Genomic DNA, 20,133 nt, shown 5'->3' on the forward strand with positions numbered 1-20,133 from the left:
GGGGTGGTGAGCCGGGTCTCGGCGGACGTGACCACCGATCCGAAGACCGGCATGAGCCACTACACCGCCCGCATCCGCCTGCCGCCGGACCAGGCCGCCCGTCTCGGCGCCGTGCGCCTCATCCCCGGCATGCCGGTGGAAGCCTACATGCAGCTCGGCGACCGTTCGGTCCTGAGCTACCTGACGAAGCCCCTCACCGATCAGATCGCCAAGGCATGGCGCGAGCGCTGAGTCTCGGCTCGTATTCGCAAGACATCGCCGACGCGGTGGTGCATACCACGTCGCCACGACCCGCCCAGCGAGATATTACCAGAATTCATTCGGTATTCATTCTTATGCAGCTCTAAAAAAGGTCGAAATTCAATCGGAATGCGCAAAATAAGGAAATTAATCCTTTCACCAATCTGCGATTACTTGTCAAGTTTTCCACAAATCTGATTTACTTTCAGCTTCAATGTGTCAGAATTGCCGTATCGAATATTGGTTCATTGGAGTCTCAATTGCGAGATGTGCGCAGGAGTCTTTCTCGAAACGTCGGCCGTGAAGGCCATCGCAAAGCCGGAAGCGGGCCCGCCCAGGGCACTTCCTCCCGATAGGGCGGACACCGGTCCGTCGACGAGGCTTGGGTCCAACCAGGAATCGCGGGCCGGGCCGAGGTCCGATACGGGGGGGGGCGGATTCGGCATGGCGGACCGGCCCGATCAGCGGCTGGTCGTTCTCATCGACAACCGCACGTTCATCCGGGATTGCCTTGCCCAAGCCATGCGATCGTGGGCCTACGACGTGGAGACGTTGCCGTCCGTGGAGGGCTGCGCCGACCTCGTCTCGACACGCGGTTGCGACCTCATCATACTCTGGGGAAGCAGCCACCTCGACATCGTCGCCGACCTGACCGTCCTACGCGGCGCGTGCCGATCCTGCCCGGTTCTGGTCATCTGCGACACGGCCGGTGCCGATGCGGCCATCAAGGTGTTCGAGCTCGGAGCGCGGGGCATTCTCCCGACGAGTTCGAATCTGCGCATCCTCAACGGCGTCATCAGCCTGATCCTGTCGGGCGGGTCCTATGTCCCCCCCGACAGTGTCATCACGGCGCAGAGGACCGATCCGAACCTCCCCGCACCACCCGTCGCCAGCCTGCCGTTCACGCCCCGGCAAGCGGCGATCATCACAGCGATTCGGAAAGGCAGCCCCAATAAGATCATCGCCTACGATCTCGGCATGTGCGAGAGCACCGTCAAGGTTCACATCCGCAGCATCATGAAGAAGCTCAAGGTTCGAAACAGAACGGAACTGGCCCTCAAGTCCTTCGAATTGCACATCGGCTCCTGATCGTCATTCCACCGGACGCCCCGACAGGCGCGGGCGAAACGTTCGGTTGCTCGATCGGAGCCCATGAACCGTATCGGCACCCATGAGCCGTGCGACGCATGCCGAGAGACCGCATCGAACGCCCGGTCACCATCCGTTCTCGCGTGCGGCGCCTCAGATTTGAAACCAGGGCCAGTTCAAGGCACGATCCTGGAAGCCGGCGGGTCTATTGCGCCGATTCGCACATCACCACCATCGACCATCGGGTCACCGGCCTCGTCGATGGCGACGCCCGGATGATGGCGCGCTCCGACGAGGGCTTATCGAAGCCGACGAACCGGACGGAGAGCCCGGAAGCGCGACGATGACCGGCGCTATCACGCGCTTGGGACGCAGCCTCCGAACAGATGGGCAGGATGCCTTTGGCAGTCCATCACGCCAAACGCCGAACCAGAGTCCGCTCCATGATAAGACCGATGCTCAACGAGCCAAATCCCCATCCCAGGACGTACAAGTAGTCTACCTCGACTCCCAGTTGTGGATAATATCCGAGGCGAACCCACTCTATGATCTGGACGATCGGGTTATACTTCATCGCCTCATAGATCTGGGGTGGCATGAATTGAGGAAGAAAATACACGCCTGAAGTCAAGTAAAATGAGATCGTCACGAGGATATATCCAATTTGCCATCCAGGAAAGAACGACAAAATTCCCACGTTGATCGCGCCGATTCCGAGACCCAAGAGCAAAGCGGCACAGTATCCGCCAACGGCCATGATTGGTTCGGGCGGTCTCGGGTCGACACCGAAACAGATCAATATCAAAAATACGACAATGAGACCTGTGAATCCTTTGACTGTCTCAACAATATATCGAGCAACGATGAGATCGAAGAGCTTGACCTGCGGATAATAGGTCAGTGGCTTGTTGGCGCCAATCGCCTTCATCGCCTCGCGGGAGGTGTACTGGAACACCAACGCGGGAACTGCACCGGTGGCGATAAACAGGGCCGTGCCCCCCTCCAGCGGCGCCGAAATCCCGCGAGCGACCATCAGGCCGACGATGAGGAAAATATGCGCCACGGGCCACATGACGACGACGAAGTATCCCCAGTATGAGGCGCCGAAGCGGGTCCGCATGTCGCGGAGCATCAGCGCATGAATGACATGCGCGTAGACCTCCCAATCGCTTCGTGGGGCGTGGGTTTTCGCTTCGAAGGGGACCATAGGGAATCTCAGCGGAAGGGCGTCCACTGCGCGTAAGGCCAGATCTGGTCAAAAATGCGCGTCCGCACCAGCCGCGGACGATCGCGTGAGCCCCCGCCCGCATGTCAGGCCGAGCCGGCACACCCAAGCCCGCTTCCCCTCACCACGCCCCCGTGCGCCTCGCCATTCGGCATCTTCCTCGACGCGCCAGGGCGTGGGGAAGCGGCACGTCTGAGCCGTGATGCTGACGATGCGCCTACAGATCCATGAGGCAGGTCAACAGACCCGGGGCCAAGCCATTGATCCATATGGTGGGCGGTGAGGGACTCGAACCCCCGACCCTCTCCGTGTAAAGGAGACGCTCTACCAACTGAGCTAACCGCCCGGATGCGCCGCTTCGTAGCGAAGCAGCCGCTGCCATGCAAGCTGCAGGGCTCTCACAAGAAAGGCCCCGGAATCTCCTCCGGGGCCTTCTGTGGCTTCAGCAGCTCAGTGAGCGATGACCGTGGCGGTCTCGTCCTCACCGATCACCGGACGGACCGGCGGGGCGGGCTCTTCCCACTCGATGGGCTCCGGCACCCGCACCAGAGCGTGCTTCAGGACCTGATCCATCCGCGAGACCGGGATGATCTCCATCCCGTTCTTCACACTGTCGGGCACCTCGGCGATGTCCTTGGCGTTCTCCTCCGGGATCAGCACCGTCTTGATGCCGCCGCGCAGAGCCGCCAGCAGCTTCTCCTTGAGGCCGCCGATGGGCAGCACCCGGCCGCGCAGGGTGACCTCGCCGGTCATCGCCACATCCTTCTTCACGGGGATGCCCGTGAGGGTGGAGATGATGGCGGTGGCCATGCCGATGCCCGCGGACGGGCCGTCCTTCGGGGTCGCGCCCTCCGGCACGTGGACGTGGATGTCCCGACGCTCGAACAGCGGCGGCTCGATACCGAAATCGACGGCCCGCGAGCGGACATAGGACGCCGCGGCCGAGATCGACTCCTTCATCACGTCGCGCAGGTTGCCCGTGACCGTCATCTTGCCCTTGCCGGGCATCATGACACCCTCAATGGTCAGCAACTCGCCACCCACCTCGGTCCAGGCCAAACCCGTGACCACGCCGACCTGATCCTCCTCGTCGATCTCGCCGTAGCGGAACTTCGGGGCCCCCAGGAACACGGGCAGATTTTCTTCGGTGACGGCGACCGCCTTCACCTTGGTGATGAGGATTTCCTTGACCGCCTTGCGGATCAGGTTGGAGATCTCGCGCTCCAGGTTGCGCACGCCCGCCTCCCGCGTGTAGCGGCGGATGAGCATGAGCAGCCCGGCATCGTCGATCTGCCATTCCTTGGTGTCGAGGCCGTGCTTCTTCACGGCACCCGGGATCAGATGTTTGCGCGCGATCTCGAGCTTCTCTTCCTCGGTGTAGCCGGCGATGCGGATCACCTCCATGCGGTCCATCAGGGGCGCGGGGATGTTCAGCGTGTTGGCGGTCGTGACGAACATCACGTTCGACAGGTCGTAATCGACCTCGAGGTAGTGGTCGTTGAAGGTCGAGTTCTGCTCAGGGTCCAACACCTCAAGGAGCGCCGCGGATGGGTCACCACGAAAATCCATGCCCATCTTGTCGATCTCGTCGAGGAGGATGAGCGGGTTGGAGGTCTTGGCCTTGCGCATGGACTGCACGATCTTGCCGGGCATCGACCCGATATAGGTCCGGCGGTGACCGCGGATCTCGGCCTCGTCGCGGACGCCGCCGAGCGACATCCGCACGAACTCGCGGCCCGTCGCCTTGGCGATGGACTTGCCGAGCGAGGTCTTGCCGACGCCGGGGGGACCGACGAGGCACAGGATCGGCCCCGTGAGCTTGTTGGCGCGCTGCTGCACGGCCAAGTACTCGACGATGCGCTCCTTGACCTTGTCGAGGCCGAAATGGTCCTCGTCGAGCATCACCTGGGCGCCGAGAAGATCCTTCTTCATCTTCGAGCGCTTGCCCCACGGGATGCCGAGCATCCAGTCGAGGTAGTTGCGCACGACGGTGGCCTCCGCCGACATCGGCGACATCTGGCGCAGCTTCTTCAGCTCCGCCACCGCCTTGTCGCGGGCCTCCTTGGTGAACTTGGTCTTCTCGATCTTCTCCTCGAGTTCGGCGAGCTCGTCCTTGCCGTCCTCCGAATCGCCCAGCTCCTTCTGGATCGCCTTCATCTGCTCGTTGAGGTAGTACTCGCGCTGGGTCTTCTCCATCTGCCGCTTGACGCGGGTCCGGATGCGCTTCTCCACCTGGAGCACGGAGATCTCGCTCTCCATCAGCGACAGCACGCGCTCAAGGCGCTGGGCCACCGTGGGGATCTCGAGGATCGCCTGCTTGTCGGCGATCTTGACGGCGAGGTGCGAGCCGACGGTGTCGGCGAGCTTGGAGGGCTCGTCGATCTGCGTGACGGCGGAGACGACCTCGGGTGAGATCTTCTTGTTGAGCTTCACGTAGTTCTCGAACTCGGCGATGACCGAGCGCGCGAGGGCCTCGGCCTCGACACTGTCGCCGAGCTCGTCGGTCAGGGTCTCGGCTTCCGCCTCGTAGTAGGAATCCGACTTGTTGAAGTGGGTGATCTTGGCCCGGCCCGCACCCTCGACCAGCACCTTCACGGTGCCGTCGGGCAGCTTGAGGAGCTGCAGCACGGAGGCCAGGGTGCCGATCTTGTAGATGGCGTCGGTGGCCGGATCGTCGTCGCTGGCGTTGATCTGGGTGGCGAGCAGGATGTGGCGGTCCGTGCGCACGGCCTCTTCGAGGGCGCGGATCGACTTCTCGCGCCCGACGAAGAGCGGCGCGATCATGTGCGGGAACACGACGATGTCGCGGAGCGGCAGGACGGCGTAGGAGCCCGTCGAGCCCGGGACGACAGGCTGGCGCGATTTCGGTTGAGTCATGTCGGACTTCCTCATGATGGACGCCGGGCGGTCACTCCTCCGGGGAGCAAATGACCTGCCAGGGCCGACCGGGCCGCGAAGGGGTCGGAAGCATCTTAAAAAGGGCGGCTGGCGGCGGGACACCGCACCTCGAAAGGCGAGCGTGCGGCCATCGCGCTTGAGAATTCAGATGGAAGCGGGGGCGGATGTTTTCAAGCATCCGCCCCGGTCCGGCCCATCGTGACGCGGGCCGGACAAGGTCACGCAGCGCTCAGGCGCTGACGCTGGCCGGGGCTTCCTTGTTGCGGTCCCCGTGGATGTAGAGGGGACGCGACTTGCCGTCGACGACCTCGGGGCCGATCACCACCTGCTCGACGGATTCGAGGCCGGGCAGATCGTACATCGTCTCCAGCAGGATGGTCTCCAGGATCGAACGCAGGCCGCGGGCGCCGGTCTTCCGCTCGATCGCCTTGCGGGCGACCATGGACAGGGCCTCGTCCTGGAACGTCAGGTCGACGTTCTCCATCTCGAACAGACGCTGGTACTGCTTGACCAGGGCGTTCTTCGGCTCCTGGAGAATCCGCTTGAGGGCGGTCTCGTCCAGATCCTCGAGGGTTGCCAGCACCGGCAGGCGGCCGACGAACTCGGGGATGAGGCCGAACTTCAGCAGATCCTCGGGCTCGACGTTGCGGAAGATCTCGCCCGTGCGCCGATCGTCGGGCGCCTGCACCGTGGCGCCGAAGCCGATGGAGGTGCCCTTGCCGCGCGCGGAGATGATGCGCTCGAGGCCGGCGAAGGCGCCGCCGCAGATGAACAGGATGTTCGTGGTGTCGACCTGCAGGAACTCCTGCTGCGGATGCTTGCGGCCGCCCTGGGGAGGCACGGAGGCGACGGTGCCTTCCATGATCTTCAGGAGGGCCTGCTGCACGCCCTCGCCCGACACGTCGCGGGTGATGGACGGGTTGTCGGACTTGCGGGAGATCTTGTCGATCTCGTCGATGTAGACGATGCCGCGCTGCGCCCGTTCGACGTTGTAGTCGGAGGCCTGAAGCAGCTTGAGGATGATGTTCTCGACGTCCTCGCCGACGTAGCCGGCTTCCGTCAGCGTCGTCGCGTCCGCCATGGTGAACGGCACGTCGAGGATGCGGGCCAGCGTCTGCGCGAGCAGCGTCTTGCCCGAGCCCGTCGGCCCGATCAGCATGATGTTCGACTTCGCCAGCTCGACATCGTTGTGCTTCGAGGCGTGAGCGAGGCGCTTGTAGTGGTTGTGGACCGCTACGGAGAGAACCTTCTTCGCGAAATCCTGGCCGATGACATAGTCATCGAGGACCCGGCGGATCTCCTTCGGCGTGGGCACGCCATCACGGGATTTCACCAGGGAGGATTTGGATTCCTCGCGGATGATGTCCATGCACAATTCGACACACTCGTCGCAGATGAACACCGTCGGGCCCGCGATCAGCTTGCGGACCTCGTGCTGGCTCTTGCCGCAAAACGAGCAGTACAGCGTGCTCTTCGAGTCGTTGCCGCCAGTCTTGCTCATATCGGTCTCCGTTCGCGGGCATGGCGCCGGTCCGGGGCGCACACGCATCCTTCGAATTTAATGGCGTCGTCCTAAAGAAACAGTCACCTGCGCGCATCTGCCGGTTCGGATCAGACTGACGATGCAAGCACGCTGCCGCGTCCGGATCAAGGCGAGGACGCCGTCCCGCCTCGAAACGACGCGGCCGGACCCTCGAGAGGCCCGGCTCACGCGGGGTTTCAGGCGGCGGCGGGCTCGGGACGCTTCTGGATCACCTCGTCGATGAGGCCGAACTCCTTGGCGGCGTCGGCCGTCATGAAGTTGTCGCGTTCCAGGGCCTGGACGATGGTGTCGTAGTCGCGGCCGGTGTGCTTCACGTAGATCTCGTTGAGGCGCTTCTTCAGAGCCTCGATCTCGCGGGCATGGATCAGGATGTCGGTCGCCTGCCCCTGGAAGCCGCCCGACGGCTGGTGCACCATGATGCGGGCGTTGGGCAGGGCGAAGCGGTGGCCGGGCTCGCCGGCGGTCAGCAGCAGCGACCCCATGGAGGCGGCCTGGCCGACGCAGAGGGTCGTGACAGGGCAGCGGATGAACTGCATCGTGTCGTAGATCGACAGGCCCGAGGTCACAACGCCACCCGGCGAGTTGATGTAGAAGGAAATTTCCTTCTTGGGGTTCTCGGCCTCGAGGAAGAGAAGCTGCGCCACGATGAGCGACGCGCCGTAATCCTCCACCGGGCCGGTGAGGAAGATGATTCGCTCGCGCAACAGGCGCGAATAGATGTCGAAGGCACGCTCGCCGCGGCTCGACTGCTCGACCACCATGGGCACGAGCGCGGAGTTATAATAGTCGACCGGATCTCTCATCATCACGTGCCCCAGGCTTCAAGGGGTCCGGCCGCGCCGCGAATCGGGCACGGGCCGGACGTTTCAGCGAACTACGGCGGCGGTGAACGCCGCCTTACTCTTGGCCCGCCGCCCTCGAAAGGAGCACCGGGCTCAGTCGGCCTTGGCGACGGCAGGCAGGGCCTCGTCGCTTCCGGTCGAAACGGTCTCGTCCTTGCCGGACTCGGTCTTGGACGCACCCTCGGATGCCTCGGATTCGTCCTCGTCGGCGAACAGCGCCTCCTTCGAGACCGGCTCCTCGACGAGCTTCACCTGCGCGAGCACATGGTCGACGACCTTCTCCTCGAAGATCGGCGCACGCAGCTCGGCAAGCGCCTGGGCGTTCTTGCGGTAGAAATCCCAGACCTGCTGCTCCTGGCCGGGGAACTGCCGGACCCGGGCGATCAGCGCCTGGTTCACCTCGTCGTCGCTCACCTTGATATCGGCGGTCTCACCGACCTGCGCAAGCACCAAGCCGAGGCGCACGCGGCGCTCGGCGATTTTGCGGTACTCGGCCGTGGCCTTCTCCTCGGTCGTCCCCTCATCCGCGAAGGTCTTCTCGCGGGTCTTGAGGTCCTGCTCGACCTGAGCCCACACGGCGGCGAATTCCTGATGGACGAGGCTGGGGGGCAGCTCGAACGCGTACTTGGTGTCGAGGGCGTCGAGAAGCTCCTTCTTGAGCTTGCGTCGGGACTGCGCCTCGAAATCGCCGCCGATGGCGGTGGACACGGCCTCCTTCAGCTTGTCGAGGGATTCCATGCCGAAGCCCTTGGCGAGCTCGTCGTCAATCTTGGTCTCGCCCGGTGCCTGGACGGCCGTGACGGTCACGTCGAACTCGGCCTCCTTGCCGGCGAGCGCCTCGGCGCCGTAGGACTCGGGGAAGGTCGACTTCACCACGCGGCTCTCGCCGACCTTCGCGCCGACGAGCTGCTCCTCGAAGCCGGGAATGAACTGGCCCGAGCCGAGTTCGAGGTCGATGCCCTCGCCCTTGCCGCCCTCGAACGCGACGCCGTCGATGCGGCCGAGGAAATCGATGGTGACGCGGTCGCCGGTCTCGGCGACGGCCCCCTCGTCGCGAGCGGTGAAGCTGCGATTGGACGACGCCATGCGGGTGATGGCCTCGTCGACCTCCGTGTCGGAGGGCTTGGCCACGAGCTTGGTCAGGCTGACGTCGGAGAGGTCGGCGAGCTCGAACGTCGGGAGCACTTCCAGCGCCACGTTGAACGACAGGTCGGCCTTGGCGTCCAGCGCCCGCTCGACCACGGACTGCTCGCCGGGGAACTCGACCTTGGGCTCGAGGGCGAGCTTGAGGTTGTTGTCCTGGACGATCTTCTGATTGGCCTCGTTGACGGCGTTCTGCAGCACGTCGGCCATCACCGAGCGGCCGTAGAGCTTGCGCAGGTGGGCCACCGGCACCTTGCCGGGGCGGAAGCCCTTGATCTGGGCCTTGTCCTTGAGGGTCGACAGCTCGCTGTTCAGGCGCTCCTCGAGCTCATGCGCGGCAAGGGATACCTGAAACTCGCGCTTCAGCCCCTGGGAGAGTGTCTCGGTCACCTGCATGGTCGTTCTTCCGCTGTCGTCCGTGTGATGGCGTCAAATTCGGTCGGTCCCCACCACCCGTTGACCGGGCGGGAGGAAGGTCGGCGCCAGAATGTCACGCTGAACCGAAGGCCGAATCGCGACGGCGGGCCCGGCCGGCCAATCGCGGTGAGCCAATCCGTTCCCAACGGCGATGGACTGGTGCGGGCGGAGGGGCTCGAACCCCCACGTCTTGCGACACTGGTACCTAAAACCAGCGCGTCTACCAGTTCCGCCACGCCCGCAAGCGACGACCTCCGGCGCGCATCCCGCCGCCAGAGCGCGGTCCTATAGCACGGGCGCAACGGGCCGCAGCAAAAAAAGTCGGGGTGTGCGATCCCGTGTGGACCCTCCTCCGGAAAGGCGGTCCGGGACGCCGGTTGGCGTGCTTCGGCCCGGCGTCTACAAGCGGCGCAGGCGTCCTCGACCGACCGTTCCCGCTACCCGCCAGAGGTGTCATGCCGCATCGTTCCCCGCCGCCCGCCGCCGGATCGCCGCTGCCCGAGCAAGCGCTTTCGCGCCGGACCCTGCTCGGCGGCGTCGCGGCCCTGGCTCTCGGATCGACGGCGGCCGTCGCCCAGGCGCCGGCCAGATCGGGCTCCCCGGCGAAGCCCGCACTCGCGGTGAAGCCCGAATCCAGGCCCGAGGCCCCGGCCCGGACCCTGAGCGCCGCGCCCGGCACGACCCGGCTGAAGCCCGAGCCGGCGGTCGTGACCCCGGTCTGGTCGTTCGACGGCACCGGCGCGCCGCCGGTGGTCCGGGTCAAGCTCGGCGAGACCGTGCGCCTCCGGGTCGAGAACAAGACCGACAAGCCGCTCTCCCTGCACTGGCACGGTGTGCGCAACCAGAACCCCATGGATGGTGTGGGCGGCCTCACCCAGGCGCCGATCCCGCCGGGGGGCGACTTCACCTACGCGTTCGTATCGCCCGACGCCGGCAGCTTCCTGATCCGGCCCCTCGTGGTGGCCGGGTCGAGCGAGCCATCGGGCCGGGGCCTCGCCGGCATGCTGGTGGTCGAGGAGACGGTGCCACCGGCCGTGGACCACGACCTCACGGTGCTGATGCAGGATTGGCGACTGTCCGACGAAGGCACCCTGCTGCCCTTCGGCCAGACCGCCTTCGCGGCGAGTTCGGGGCGGCTCGGCAACCTCGTCACCGTCAACGGCAAGCCGGCGCCCGATGCGATCGATGTCCGACCGGGCGGCCGGGTGCGCCTGCGTCTGGCCAATGCCTGCAACGCGCGCGGCACCCGCATCCGCTTCGACAACCTCAAGGTCTACGTCGCGGCAGTGGACGGCCAGCCTACGGACACGTTCGAACCCCTGCGCGCCACCCTCCCCTTCCCGCCCGGCACCCGCTACGATCTCATGCTCGACATGCCGGGGGAAATCGGCGCCGCGGGCAGCATCACGGCGCTCGTCGGCAACGGGTTGGCGCTCGCCACTCTCACCACACGGGGCGAGCCGGTGACGGGCAAGCGGGCCGCCATCGGCCCCATCGGAGAGAACAAGCTCCTGCCGGCGGAGGTGAAGCTCCAGAACGCGCTGCGCCGGGACGTGGTGCTGACCGGCGGCGCACGCATCGACAAGGACAAGCCGGCGGCCGAGCCGGTCTATACGGGCGACGCGACAAAGGTCTGGGCCATCAACGGTGCGTCGGGCAGCGCCGGGACGGCCCCCCTGTTCACGGTCAAGCGCGGACAGGTGGTGGTGCTGGCCCTGCGCAACGACACCGCCTTCCCCCAGGCGCTCCACCTCCACGGCCACGCCTTCCGCCTGCTCCACCCCCTCGACGACGGCTGGGAGCCCTACTGGCTCGATACCTTCCAGCTCCTCGAAGGCCGCACCGCCCGCATCGCCTTCAAGGCCGACAATCCCGGCCGCTGGGTCATCGGCTCGACGGTGCTGGAGCGGTTCGACACGGGTTTGTGGGGCTGGTTCGAGGTGACCTGACGCCCCGTCAGGTTTCCAGAACGCCGCGCAGGACCGCCGGGATCAACTCCGGAAGATCCTCGGCGATGAGGCCGGGGCCGTGGCGGCGTCCGGCGTCGCCGTGCATCCAGACGGCGGCGGCGGCCGCCTCGAACGGGTCCATCCCTTGAGCGAGCAGGCCGGCGACGAAGCCCGACAGGACGTCGCCCGAGCCGGCGGTGCCGAGATAGGGCGTGCCGTGGTCGTTGATGGCGGCGCGGCCGTCGGGTGCCGCGATGACGGTGTCGGCCCCCTTCAGCACCACCACCGCCCCGGCGAGCGCCGCCGCCCGGCGGGCGCGTTCCAGCTTCGACAGGTCGTCGGCCACCGCGTCCGTGCCCTCGAACAGCCGGGCGAACTCGCCGTCATGCGGGGTCAGCACCGCCTCCGACGCGCCGTCGGCGATGTGGGCGGCGAGCAGCCGTGCCTGCCCCTTGAAGCTCGTCAGGGCGTCGGCATCCAGCACGAGGCGGCGCGAGGCGGCGGCCGCCACGGCGACGAGGTCGCGGGTGGCCTCGCCGATCCCGAGCCCGGGGCCGGCCAGCACCACGTTGAGGCGCTCGTCCACCAGGAGGTCGTCGAGGTCGTCGGCGCTGCCGCAGGCGCGCAGCATGATCGCCGTGAGATGGGCGGCGTTCTCGGCCATGGCGCCGGGAGGGGCGGCCACGGTGACGAGGCCGGCCCCGATCCGCAACGCCCCGCGCGCGGCGAGCCGTGCCGCGCCGGTGCGATGGATCGGTCCGGACAGGACCAGGGCGTGGCCGCGCGTGTACTTGTGGCTCGCCGCCTCCAGGCGCGGAACCGCTCGGCCCCACAGGGCCGGGCCGTTGCGCCAGAGCGGCGCGTCCGATCCGAACCCGGAATCCAGATCCGCGTCGCCGGTGCCGATCGCGGCGACATGGAGCGTACCGCAATGGGCGCGTCCCGGCTGGAGCAGGTGCCCGACTTTGAGGGCGACGAAGGTCACGGTCTCGACGGCCTGCACGGCGACGCCCCGGACGGCGCCGGTGTCGCCATCGATCCCGCTCGGCACATCGACGGCGATGACCGGCACGGCCGTCCGCGTCAGACGCTCGATACAGGCGGCCACCTCCCCGTCGAGATCCCGCGACAGGCCGGCGCCGAACAGGGCATCGACCACGAGGCCGTAGGCGGAGAAATCCGCGACGTCGGAAAGCCGCAGGACGGGACCGGTCCATCCGGCCGCCGCCCCGGCGGCATCGCCCTGGAGGCCGGCGACGGGCACGAGGGCGGCGAGGTCGACGGCGGCACCGCCCTCGGAGAGGTGCCGGGCCGCTACGAACCCGTCGCCGCCGTTGTTGCCCGGTCCGCACAGGACGAGGACGCGCCCGCCCGCCGGCAGATGGCAGCGGGCTCGCGCGGCGACGGCTTCCCCGGCCCGCTCCATCAGGCGCGCGCCCGGCGTACCGCCCCGGATCGCGGCGGCATCGACCCGGCGCATCGCTTCGACCGTGAGCAGGCGCGTCGTCATCTCGTATCCCCTCACGATTCCGGGTCACCGTGCGTACCTGCGCGCCACTCATACCCTGCCTCCGGCTGATCCACGGGCGGGCGAGAGTCCGAACGATTTGCAGGGCATGCACATTCGTTGTGCAGATTTCGGCCAGCCATCGTCAAAACGGCGTGGCGAAGGCCCGACGGCGATGGTACCAAAGTGGTCCAGAGCAGCATCGAGGTCAGGCCCGCCCGGCATGAAGAAGATCGAAGCGATCATCAAGCCTTTCAAACTGGACGAGGTGAAGGAAGCCCTCCAGGAGGTCGGCCTGCAGGGCATCACCGTGATCGAGGCCAAGGGCTTCGGCCGCCAGAAGGGCCACACCGAGCTCTATCGCGGCGCCGAGTACGTGGTCGACTTCCTGCCTAAGGTGAAGCTCGAGATCGTGCTGTCGGACGCCCTGGTGGAAGGTGCCGTCGAGGCGATCCGCAAGTCGGCCCAGACCGGTCGCATCGGCGACGGCAAGATCTTCGTCTCGACCATCGAGGAAGCGATCCGCATCCGCACCGGCGAGACCGGCACCGACGCGATCTGATCGTTTCGCACGGCCTTCGCGGAACCGCGCGATCCGACACGACGCGGCCATCGCCGTCGGGCTCGCGTTCTTGCGGGCGCCGGCCATGTTCGTCGTGACGGAATCGTCGTCCTGTTCTCCGGCGAGGGCGATTTCTTCTCGCCGCCTGGGTCCACCGCGCGCGAAAACCCTATAAACCCGAGCCAACCGCGGGCCGCTCGGCGGCCGGCGGCAAAACCACGGCTGAATGCCGCGAACGAAGGAGACCCCCGAGGATGGCCAAGACTGCAGCCGAAGTCCTGAGAGAGATCAAGGACAACGACGTCAAGTACGTGGACTTCCGGTTCACCGATCCGCGCGGCAAGTGGCAGCACGTGACGTTCGACGTCTCCCTGGTGGACGACGAGATTTTCACCGACGGCACCATGTTCGACGGCTCGTCCATCGCCGGCTGGAAGGCCATCAACGAGTCGGACATGCTGCTCATGCCCGATCCGGCCACCGCCTGCATGGACCCGTTCTTCTCCGCCTCCACCATGTCCATCGTCTGCGACGTGCTGGAGCCCTCCACGGGCGCGCCCTACAGCCGCGACCCGCGCGGCACGGCGAAGCTGGCGGAGGCCTACCTCAAGTCCACGGGCATCGGCGACACGATCTATGTCGGCCCCGAGGCCGAGTTCTTCGTGTTCGACGACGTGAAGTTCGCCTCCGACCCGTATCAGACCGGCTTCAAGCTCGATTCCACCGAGCTGCCGATCAACGGCTTCACCGATTACGAGGGCGGCAACCTCGGCCACCGCATCCCGATGAAGGGCGGCTACTTCCCGGTGCCGCCGCAGGATTCGGCCCAGGACATGCGCGGCGAGATGCTGGCCGCCATGCAGTCCATGGGCGTGAAGGTGGAGAAGCACCACCACGAGGTGGCGAGCGCCCAGCACGAGCTCGGCATGAAGTTCGACACGCTCACCCTGCTCGCCGACCACATGCAGATCTACAAGTACTGCATCCACAACGTCGCCCAGAGCTACGGCAAGACGGCGACGTTCATGCCGAAGCCCGTCTACGGCGACAACGGCTCGGGCATGCACGTGCACCAGTCGATCTGGAAGGACGGCAAGCCGCTCTTCGCCGGCGACAAGTACGCCGACCTCAGCCAGGAATGCCTGTGGTTCATCGGGGGCACGATCAAGCACGCCAAGGCCCTCAACGCCTTCACCAACCCGTCGACCAACTCCTACAAGCGCCTGGTGCCGGGCTACGAGGCCCCCGTGCTGCTGGCCTACTCGGCCCGCAACCGCTCGGCCTCCTGCCGCATCCCGTGGACGACGAACCCGAAGGCCAAGCGCGTCGAGGTCCGCTTCCCCGATCCGATGGCGAACCCCTACCTCGCCTTCTCGGCCCTGCTCATGGCCGGCCTCGACGGCATCCTCAACAAGATCGATCCGGGTCCGGCCATGGACAAGGATCTCTACGACCTGCCGCCGCGCGAGCTGAAGAAGATCCCCACCGTCTGCGGCTCGCTCCGTGAAGCCCTGCAGAACCTCGACCGCGACCGCGCCTTCCTCAAGATGGGCAACGTCTTCACCGACGATCAGATCGACTCGTTCATCGAGCTCAAGATGACGGAAGTGATGCGCTACGAGATGACCCCGCACCCGGTCGAGTTCACCATGTACTACTCGCTCTGAGGCGAGCGGGCCGGGTGCTCGCGCCCGGCTTTCCTTTTAACGCACGCGACGCCGGGGCCTCGAAAGGGGCTCCGGCGTTTCGCGTTCCACCATTCGTTCAAACCCTGCAAATCTGTAAATATTCCTATATAGGAATACTATCTGATTTGGAGGGGTGTGTCTGACGCTGTCGAACGCGACGCTCCTCCCGCAGGCGAAATGTCTGATCACGGCGTGCCGCGTTCAGGTCGCCTTTCAGCGGTTGCGTCTGTCTCTCCGTGCGTATCATGCCGAACAACCTCGCGTACCGGCCGGAAATCCGAACGGCGGGCAATGGACGGACGGTGACGCGGGTGATGGCTATGATTCCGGTAACGAGGGGCGGCTCGTTCACGTCTCGGATGAAGTCAACCGTCGATACACGGTCTTGCTTTCCGAAGAAGAGGCGCGCGGCGGACATACACTGCGCGATCATGTCGGCAGGACAGACGAACAAATTATTTTTCGTATCCATTCAAGCAAGAAAACATTTCCGGTTGTAACATATGGTTTTCGTCGAGATGGCTCATTTCAATATTCAGAGATCGCAAAAGATTTTGTCAATCGCACGATAGAGCGAAATGCGTTTGAGGTTGACGATGTGGCAACTGGAAAATAACCGGAAGCTTTTATTACATCTCGATTTGGATCTAAAACCGGGCGAGAGGCCTACACCGCAGGTCGACTGGATCGATAGATGCGTACCACTTACGGTGTCGGGGTTTTAATTCGGCATGACCCGCGCAGCCCCCGCGGATATCGGGTCCATACCGCTTACCCACGCAACGACGGAGATTGACGTGCAGGCGTCCCCGGAATTCCTCAAGTTTGGCCGCTGGTTCATACAGGACATCGATCGCATCGCGCCGACGCTCGATGGGATGTACGACTTCGTTCTCGAAAACTTCCGCGGCGAAGAGCGTGTCCGGCTACGGCAGTTCATCGACCAAGCACTCCGCGAGGCGTCCGACGAGACGTTGGAACGGCTGTGGACGGAAACCGATGCCGACATCTACTTTCCAACAGCGCAGGACATGCGTGCATTTCTGACCGGCGCCCGCGAACGGCTGTGAAAGCCGTTTCGTTCGCATTGCGCGAGGCCGATCCGAGCCGGCCGCGCGTGCAAACTCCATGTCGATCGACAAGTCCTTCATCCTCGACAGGATTGATCCGAGCCCTGCCATGGCGCGGGCTCTGCGGGTGCGCCTGCCTTCATTTCGAATTTCTACGACGCCGGGGCCTCGAAAGGGGCTCCGGCGTTTCGCGTTTTCGGTCTCTACGAAGAACCACGCCCGCCGTGTCCCGGCCTCGAAGCAGCGTTGAGGAATCGGTCACCGGCCCTGTGCACTTGGGCTGCGGGCACGCGGGCACCTCAGAGACTTCGGAGTTCGTTGCCGAAGCCGTGCAGCAAGGCGGCAACGCACCCTGACCAACAGGCAATAAAGTAGGGTTTTGGTCCGGTGGCGTGACGCTGCCTCACGCCACCGTGCGATCCATGCACACGATAATGCAAAGAGGGACGATCGCAAGTTGCAGAAGCACCATTCCTACTTTATAAATACTCTAATTCAATATTGTTCAAGTCCGGACGGCGATCGCGCATCGATTGACAATAGACAGATGCTTTAGGTAGGCGGAGACATACAGCAGACAAGGGGCGTTCGCTCGGTCACGTCGCGCTGTCGTCCGAGTCGGGCCCTCTCCATGTCGAAGACGTCTTTCCACGCCGGTGTTCTGGCGACCGTCAGCCTGTTATCGGGTGCGGCGCAGGCCCAACAAGCCAGCGACCCCGTTATCGCGCTGGACGAACTGTCCGTGTCGGGCGACGGCAAGGCGGTGTCGCGGGGCTACCAGCCGGTGCGCTCCTCCATCGCCATGGGTTCCGAGACGCCGATCCTCAAGATTCCGCAGGCGGTGGCCGTGGTCACCGAGCAGGCGTTGCAGGACCAGGGCGTGCGCACCCTCGACGAGGCGCTCTACAACGTCTCGGGCATCACCCAGACCAACACGCTCGGCGGCACCCAGGACGCCTTCATCCGCCGGGGCTTCGGCGACAACCGCGACGGCTCGATCCTTCGCGATGGCCTGCGGACCGCCCTGCCGCGCTCGTTCATGCCCACCACGCAGCGCGTCGAGGTCCTGAAAGGTCCGGCCTCGGCCCTCTACGGCATCCTCGACCCCGGCGGCCTCATCAACATCGTCACCAAGACGCCGCGCTTCGTCCAGGCGGGCTACATCGAGGCGTTCGGCACCAGCTTCAACGGCGGCGGCGTCGAGGCGGACCTCACCGGCCCCATCGAGGGCACCAACCTCGCCTATCGCTTCATCGCGCAGCATCGCAACGCCGAGTACTGGCGCAACTTCGGCACTCAGAACCAGCAGGTCGTCGCCCCGTCGGTGACGTGGCAGGGCGACGCCACGCGGGTGACGCTGGCCTACGAGTGGTCGCACTACAAGTTCCCGTTCGACCGCGGCACGATCTTCGACCTGCGTAACGGCAAGCCCGTGAACGTGCCACGCGACCGCCGCTTCGACGAGCGCTACAACATCACCGCAGGCGAGAACCACGTCGCCAGCCTCAACGTCGAGCACAGTTTCGACGCCACCTGGAAGGCGAACTTCAACTACGCCTTCAGCCACAACTTCTATCAGGACAACCAGGCCCGGGTGGTGTCCTACAATCCGGCGACCAACGCCCTGGTGCGCCGGGCCGACGCGACGCAGGACTCGAATTTTTCGGTCCATTCCGGCCGCCTCGACCTCACCGGCAAGGAGAACTTCCTCGGCGTCGAGCACGACCTCCTGATCGGCGCGTCCTACGACTACTCGGACGTGCTGCGCACGCGCCTGATCCGCGGCCCCAACAGCACGACCTTCAACATCTTCAACCCCGTCTATGGCCGCCTGCCGCAGAGCTTCGCCGTCTCGGCCGTGGACAGCGACCAGCGCGAGCGCATCGAGACGGCCTCGGTCTACGCCCAGGATTCGATCTCGCTCACCGACCAGCTCATCGTCGTCGGCGGCCTGCGCTACCAGGATTTCTCGCAGATGGCCGGCAAGGGCCGCCCGTTCAACACCAACACCGATGTGTCGGGCGGCCGCGTCGTGCCCCGCGTCGGCCTCGTCTACCTGCTGACGCCGAGCCTCTCGGCCTACGCGTCCTACAGCCAGACCTTCCGGCCGAACTCGTCCATCGCGAGCTTCATCGGCGCCCTGCCGCCGGAAGAAGGCGAGGCCTACGAGGTCGGCCTGAAGGCCGAACTCTTCGAGGGGATCACCGCCACGGCAGCGCTCTACGACATCACCAAGGCGAACGTCCTCTACACGGAGGTGATCAACGCCATCAGCTACAGCCGCACCGCCGGCAAGGTGAACTCGCGCGGCTTCGAGCTCGACGTCGCCGGCCAGATCGCCCCGGACTGGAGCGTCATCGCCACCTACGCCTACACCGACGCGGTGGTGACCGAGGACCCGACGCTGAAGGGCAACGAGCTGCTCAACGTCGCGCCCCACACGGCCTCCGTCTTCCTCACCCACGATTTCGGGCCGCTCGGCGACGGCCGCCTGCGCGCGGGTCTCGGCGGGCGCTACGTCGGCTCGCGGCCGGGGAGTGCGGCGAACACCTTCCGGTTGCCGGACTACGCGGTGGCCGACGCCTTCATCGCCTACGACACCCAGGTGGCCGGGCGGCCGGCGACGGTGCAGCTCAACCTGCGCAACCTCACCAACGAGACGGTCTACACCTCGTCCATCGGCACGAATCTCGGCGTGGCGCTGGGCGAGCCGTTCCAGGCCATCGTCTCGGCGCGCCTGTTCTGGTAGGGCGGAGCGCCATGACCCGCACGATCCTGTTCCGCCTGCACTGGGCTCTGGGCCTCACCGCCGGGCTCGTCCTCGTCGTCCTCGGCGTGACGGGCGCGCTGATGAGCTACGAGGAGGCCATCGGCGACTGGGCGGATCGCGACCGGGCCTTCGTCGCCGTGCGGGACGCGGCCCGCCTCGCTCCCGAGGCCCTGGTGGCGCGGCTGGAGGCGCAGCGGCCCGGCCTGAAGGTGAACGCCCTCACCGTCTCGGGCGACCCGGGGCGGAGTCCGCGCGCCCGCTTCGTCTACGACGCCAGGACCGGCGCGCGGCCCGCTTCGGTCTATCTCGACCCCTATGACGGCCGCGCGCTCGGGCCGGCCCGGCTGGAGACGGCCTTCGCGACGGTCCGCACCCTGCATCGCTGGCTCCTCGTGCCGGGCGACGGCAAGGGCTGGGGCCGCAGCATCACCGGCGCCAGCACGGTCGCCCTCCTGGTGTTTCTCGCGACGGGCCTCTATCTGCGCTGGCCCCAGATTCATTCCTGGCGGATCTGGCTGAAGCCCAGCCTCAAGCGCCCGGGCCGCGCGCGCTGGTGGTCGCTGCACACCATCGCCGGGACGTGGCTGCTGCCGGCCTACGCGGTCATCGCGCTCTCGGGCCTGTGGTGGTCCTATGAGTCGTACAGGAACGCCGCGACCTGGATGCTCACGGGCGAGGCCCCGCGCCAGAGACCCGGCCGGGTGCTCGGCCGGACCGGCCCGGCGGAGCCGCTCGCCCTCGACAAGGCCTGGGCGGCGTTCCAGGCCGGGGACGGCCACGGCGCGCAACTCGCCATCGTCACCCTGCCGGGGCCTGACGCCACCGCGATCCGCATCCGCTACCTCGCCCACGACGCCGACCACCCGAAGGCGCGCAACGAGATGACCTTCGACCCCGCCACGGGCGCGCAGATTTCGGTGAGCCGCTACGCCGACAAGTCGCTCGGCCAGCGCATGGCCGACAACATGCTGGAGGTCCATCGCGGTCGCTTCTTCGGCGGGTTCGTGGCGTTCGTGTTCTTCGCGGCCTCCCTGCTGATGCCGCTTCTGGCGGCGAGCGGCCTCGTCCTCTACACCTTACGCCGCCGCAGCGCCCGCAGGCGCGCGAAGGCCCCCGCGCCCGGGATTGATGCGGTGCAGGGCTTGAAGGCCTGACGAAGAGGGTTGGCCGCGGGGCTTTCGGTGTCCAGA

The 20,133-nt window shown here is 65.9% G+C and carries 14 protein-coding genes, 2 tRNA genes and 1 pseudogene; 9 read left to right on the forward strand and 8 right to left on the reverse strand.

What is annotated here, in order from left to right; translation table 11 throughout:
• Positions 1 to 231 (forward strand): annotated as a pseudogene (locus MKK49_RS14495) (HlyD family type I secretion periplasmic adaptor subunit); the annotation flags it as partial.
• 453 nt (positions 232 to 684) lie between these two features.
• Positions 685 to 1,329 (forward strand): response regulator transcription factor, encoded by a 645-nt coding sequence (locus MKK49_RS14500; RefSeq protein WP_244029583.1) that lies wholly within the window; start codon positions 685 to 687, stop codon positions 1,327 to 1,329.
• Positions 1,330 to 1,741: 412 nt separating this feature from the next.
• Here the strand turns inward: MKK49_RS14500 and MKK49_RS14505 are convergent, their stop codons facing one another.
• The 7 genes from MKK49_RS14505 to MKK49_RS14535 form a co-directional block, all read right to left on the reverse strand.
• Positions 1,742 to 2,536 carry an ABC transporter permease gene (locus MKK49_RS14505; protein ID WP_244029585.1) on the reverse strand — a complete coding sequence of 265 codons (795 nt, stop codon included), beginning with the start codon at positions 2,534 to 2,536 and terminating at the stop codon, positions 1,742 to 1,744.
• Positions 2,537 to 2,824: 288 nt separating this feature from the next.
• Positions 2,825 to 2,900, reverse strand: a tRNA-Val gene (locus MKK49_RS14510).
• Positions 2,901 to 3,004: 104 nt separating this feature from the next.
• Positions 3,005 to 5,431, reverse strand: a complete 2,427-nt coding sequence (lon, locus tag MKK49_RS14515) for an endopeptidase La (RefSeq protein WP_244029588.1) — start codon at positions 5,429 to 5,431, stop codon at positions 3,005 to 3,007.
• 250 nt (positions 5,432 to 5,681) lie between these two features.
• Positions 5,682 to 6,953: an ATP-dependent Clp protease ATP-binding subunit ClpX gene (gene clpX, locus MKK49_RS14520; RefSeq protein WP_056097220.1), complete on the reverse strand. Its 1,272-nt coding sequence runs from the start codon at positions 6,951 to 6,953 to the stop codon at positions 5,682 to 5,684.
• A 218-nt stretch (positions 6,954 to 7,171) separates the two neighbouring features.
• Positions 7,172 to 7,798, reverse strand: a complete 627-nt coding sequence (locus tag MKK49_RS14525; RefSeq protein WP_026176059.1) for an ATP-dependent Clp protease proteolytic subunit — start codon at positions 7,796 to 7,798, stop codon at positions 7,172 to 7,174.
• Between the two features lie 132 nt (positions 7,799 to 7,930).
• On the reverse strand, positions 7,931 to 9,376 hold the full coding sequence (gene tig, locus MKK49_RS14530; RefSeq protein ID WP_244029590.1) for a trigger factor: 1,446 nt from the start codon (positions 9,374 to 9,376) through the stop codon (positions 7,931 to 7,933).
• 178 nt (positions 9,377 to 9,554) lie between these two features.
• A tRNA-Leu gene (locus tag MKK49_RS14535) sits at positions 9,555 to 9,639 on the reverse strand.
• Positions 9,640 to 9,852: 213 nt separating this feature from the next.
• Between MKK49_RS14535 and MKK49_RS14540 the strand changes: the two genes are divergently transcribed.
• A complete protein-coding gene (locus MKK49_RS14540) occupies positions 9,853 to 11,346 on the forward strand; it encodes a multicopper oxidase family protein (RefSeq protein ID WP_244029592.1) in 1,494 nt (497 codons plus the stop codon).
• Positions 11,347 to 11,353: 7 nt separating this feature from the next.
• Here MKK49_RS14540 and MKK49_RS14545 read toward each other — a convergent pair whose 3' ends face one another.
• A complete protein-coding gene (locus tag MKK49_RS14545) occupies positions 11,354 to 12,856 on the reverse strand; it encodes an NAD(P)H-hydrate dehydratase (RefSeq protein ID WP_244029594.1) in 1,503 nt (500 codons plus the stop codon).
• A gap of 220 nt (positions 12,857 to 13,076) precedes the next feature.
• On the opposite strand from MKK49_RS14545, the gene MKK49_RS14550 reads away from it, so the two are divergent.
• From MKK49_RS14550 to MKK49_RS14575, 6 genes are all read left to right on the forward strand, one after another.
• A complete protein-coding gene (locus MKK49_RS14550; protein ID WP_003600526.1) occupies positions 13,077 to 13,415 on the forward strand; it encodes a P-II family nitrogen regulator in 339 nt (112 codons plus the stop codon).
• 254 nt (positions 13,416 to 13,669) lie between these two features.
• Positions 13,670 to 15,082, forward strand: a complete 1,413-nt coding sequence (gene glnA, locus MKK49_RS14555) for a type I glutamate--ammonia ligase (protein WP_244029596.1) — start codon at positions 13,670 to 13,672, stop codon at positions 15,080 to 15,082.
• Between the two features lie 154 nt (positions 15,083 to 15,236).
• Entirely contained in the window at positions 15,237 to 15,719 is a 483-nt protein-coding gene (locus MKK49_RS14560) for a hypothetical protein (RefSeq protein WP_244029598.1), read from the forward strand.
• A 115-nt stretch (positions 15,720 to 15,834) separates the two neighbouring features.
• A complete protein-coding gene (locus MKK49_RS14565) occupies positions 15,835 to 16,173 on the forward strand; it encodes a hypothetical protein (RefSeq protein WP_244029600.1) in 339 nt (112 codons plus the stop codon).
• 631 nt (positions 16,174 to 16,804) lie between these two features.
• A complete protein-coding gene (locus tag MKK49_RS14570; protein ID WP_244029602.1) occupies positions 16,805 to 18,922 on the forward strand; it encodes a TonB-dependent siderophore receptor in 2,118 nt (705 codons plus the stop codon).
• An 11-nt stretch (positions 18,923 to 18,933) separates the two neighbouring features.
• On the forward strand, positions 18,934 to 20,097 hold the full coding sequence (locus tag MKK49_RS14575) for a PepSY-associated TM helix domain-containing protein (protein ID WP_244029604.1): 1,164 nt from the start codon (positions 18,934 to 18,936) through the stop codon (positions 20,095 to 20,097).
• Positions 20,098 to 20,133 lie beyond the last annotated feature (36 nt).

It is taken from the genome of Methylobacterium sp. J-090, from assembly GCF_022829345.1.
Classification (GTDB): Bacteria; Pseudomonadota; Alphaproteobacteria; order Rhizobiales; family Beijerinckiaceae; genus Methylobacterium.

What these genes read in the sequence shown, in the direction of transcription:
- lon (WP_244029588.1), bottom strand. Translation starts at nt 5,431, where the DNA reads ATGACTCAACCGAAATCGCGCCAGCCTGTCGTCCCGGGCTCGACGGGC.
- tig (WP_244029590.1), bottom strand. Translation starts at nt 9,376, where the DNA reads ATGCAGGTGACCGAGACACTCTCCCAGGGGCTGAAGCGCGAGTTTCAG.
- MKK49_RS14575 (WP_244029604.1), top strand. Translation starts at nt 18,934, where the DNA reads ATGACCCGCACGATCCTGTTCCGCCTGCACTGGGCTCTGGGCCTCACC.
- MKK49_RS14500 (WP_244029583.1), top strand. Translation starts at nt 685, where the DNA reads ATGGCGGACCGGCCCGATCAGCGGCTGGTCGTTCTCATCGACAACCGC.
- MKK49_RS14505 (WP_244029585.1), bottom strand. Translation starts at nt 2,536, where the DNA reads ATGGTCCCCTTCGAAGCGAAAACCCACGCCCCACGAAGCGATTGGGAG.
- MKK49_RS14550 (WP_003600526.1), top strand. Translation starts at nt 13,077, where the DNA reads ATGAAGAAGATCGAAGCGATCATCAAGCCTTTCAAACTGGACGAGGTG.
- MKK49_RS14540 (WP_244029592.1), top strand. Translation starts at nt 9,853, where the DNA reads ATGCCGCATCGTTCCCCGCCGCCCGCCGCCGGATCGCCGCTGCCCGAG.
- MKK49_RS14565 (WP_244029600.1), top strand. Translation starts at nt 15,835, where the DNA reads ATGACCCGCGCAGCCCCCGCGGATATCGGGTCCATACCGCTTACCCAC.
- MKK49_RS14525 (WP_026176059.1), bottom strand. Translation starts at nt 7,798, where the DNA reads ATGAGAGATCCGGTCGACTATTATAACTCCGCGCTCGTGCCCATGGTG.
- glnA (WP_244029596.1), top strand. Translation starts at nt 13,670, where the DNA reads ATGGCCAAGACTGCAGCCGAAGTCCTGAGAGAGATCAAGGACAACGAC.
- clpX (WP_056097220.1), bottom strand. Translation starts at nt 6,953, where the DNA reads ATGAGCAAGACTGGCGGCAACGACTCGAAGAGCACGCTGTACTGCTCG.
- MKK49_RS14570 (WP_244029602.1), top strand. Translation starts at nt 16,805, where the DNA reads ATGTCGAAGACGTCTTTCCACGCCGGTGTTCTGGCGACCGTCAGCCTG.
- MKK49_RS14545 (WP_244029594.1), bottom strand. Translation starts at nt 12,856, where the DNA reads ATGACGACGCGCCTGCTCACGGTCGAAGCGATGCGCCGGGTCGATGCC.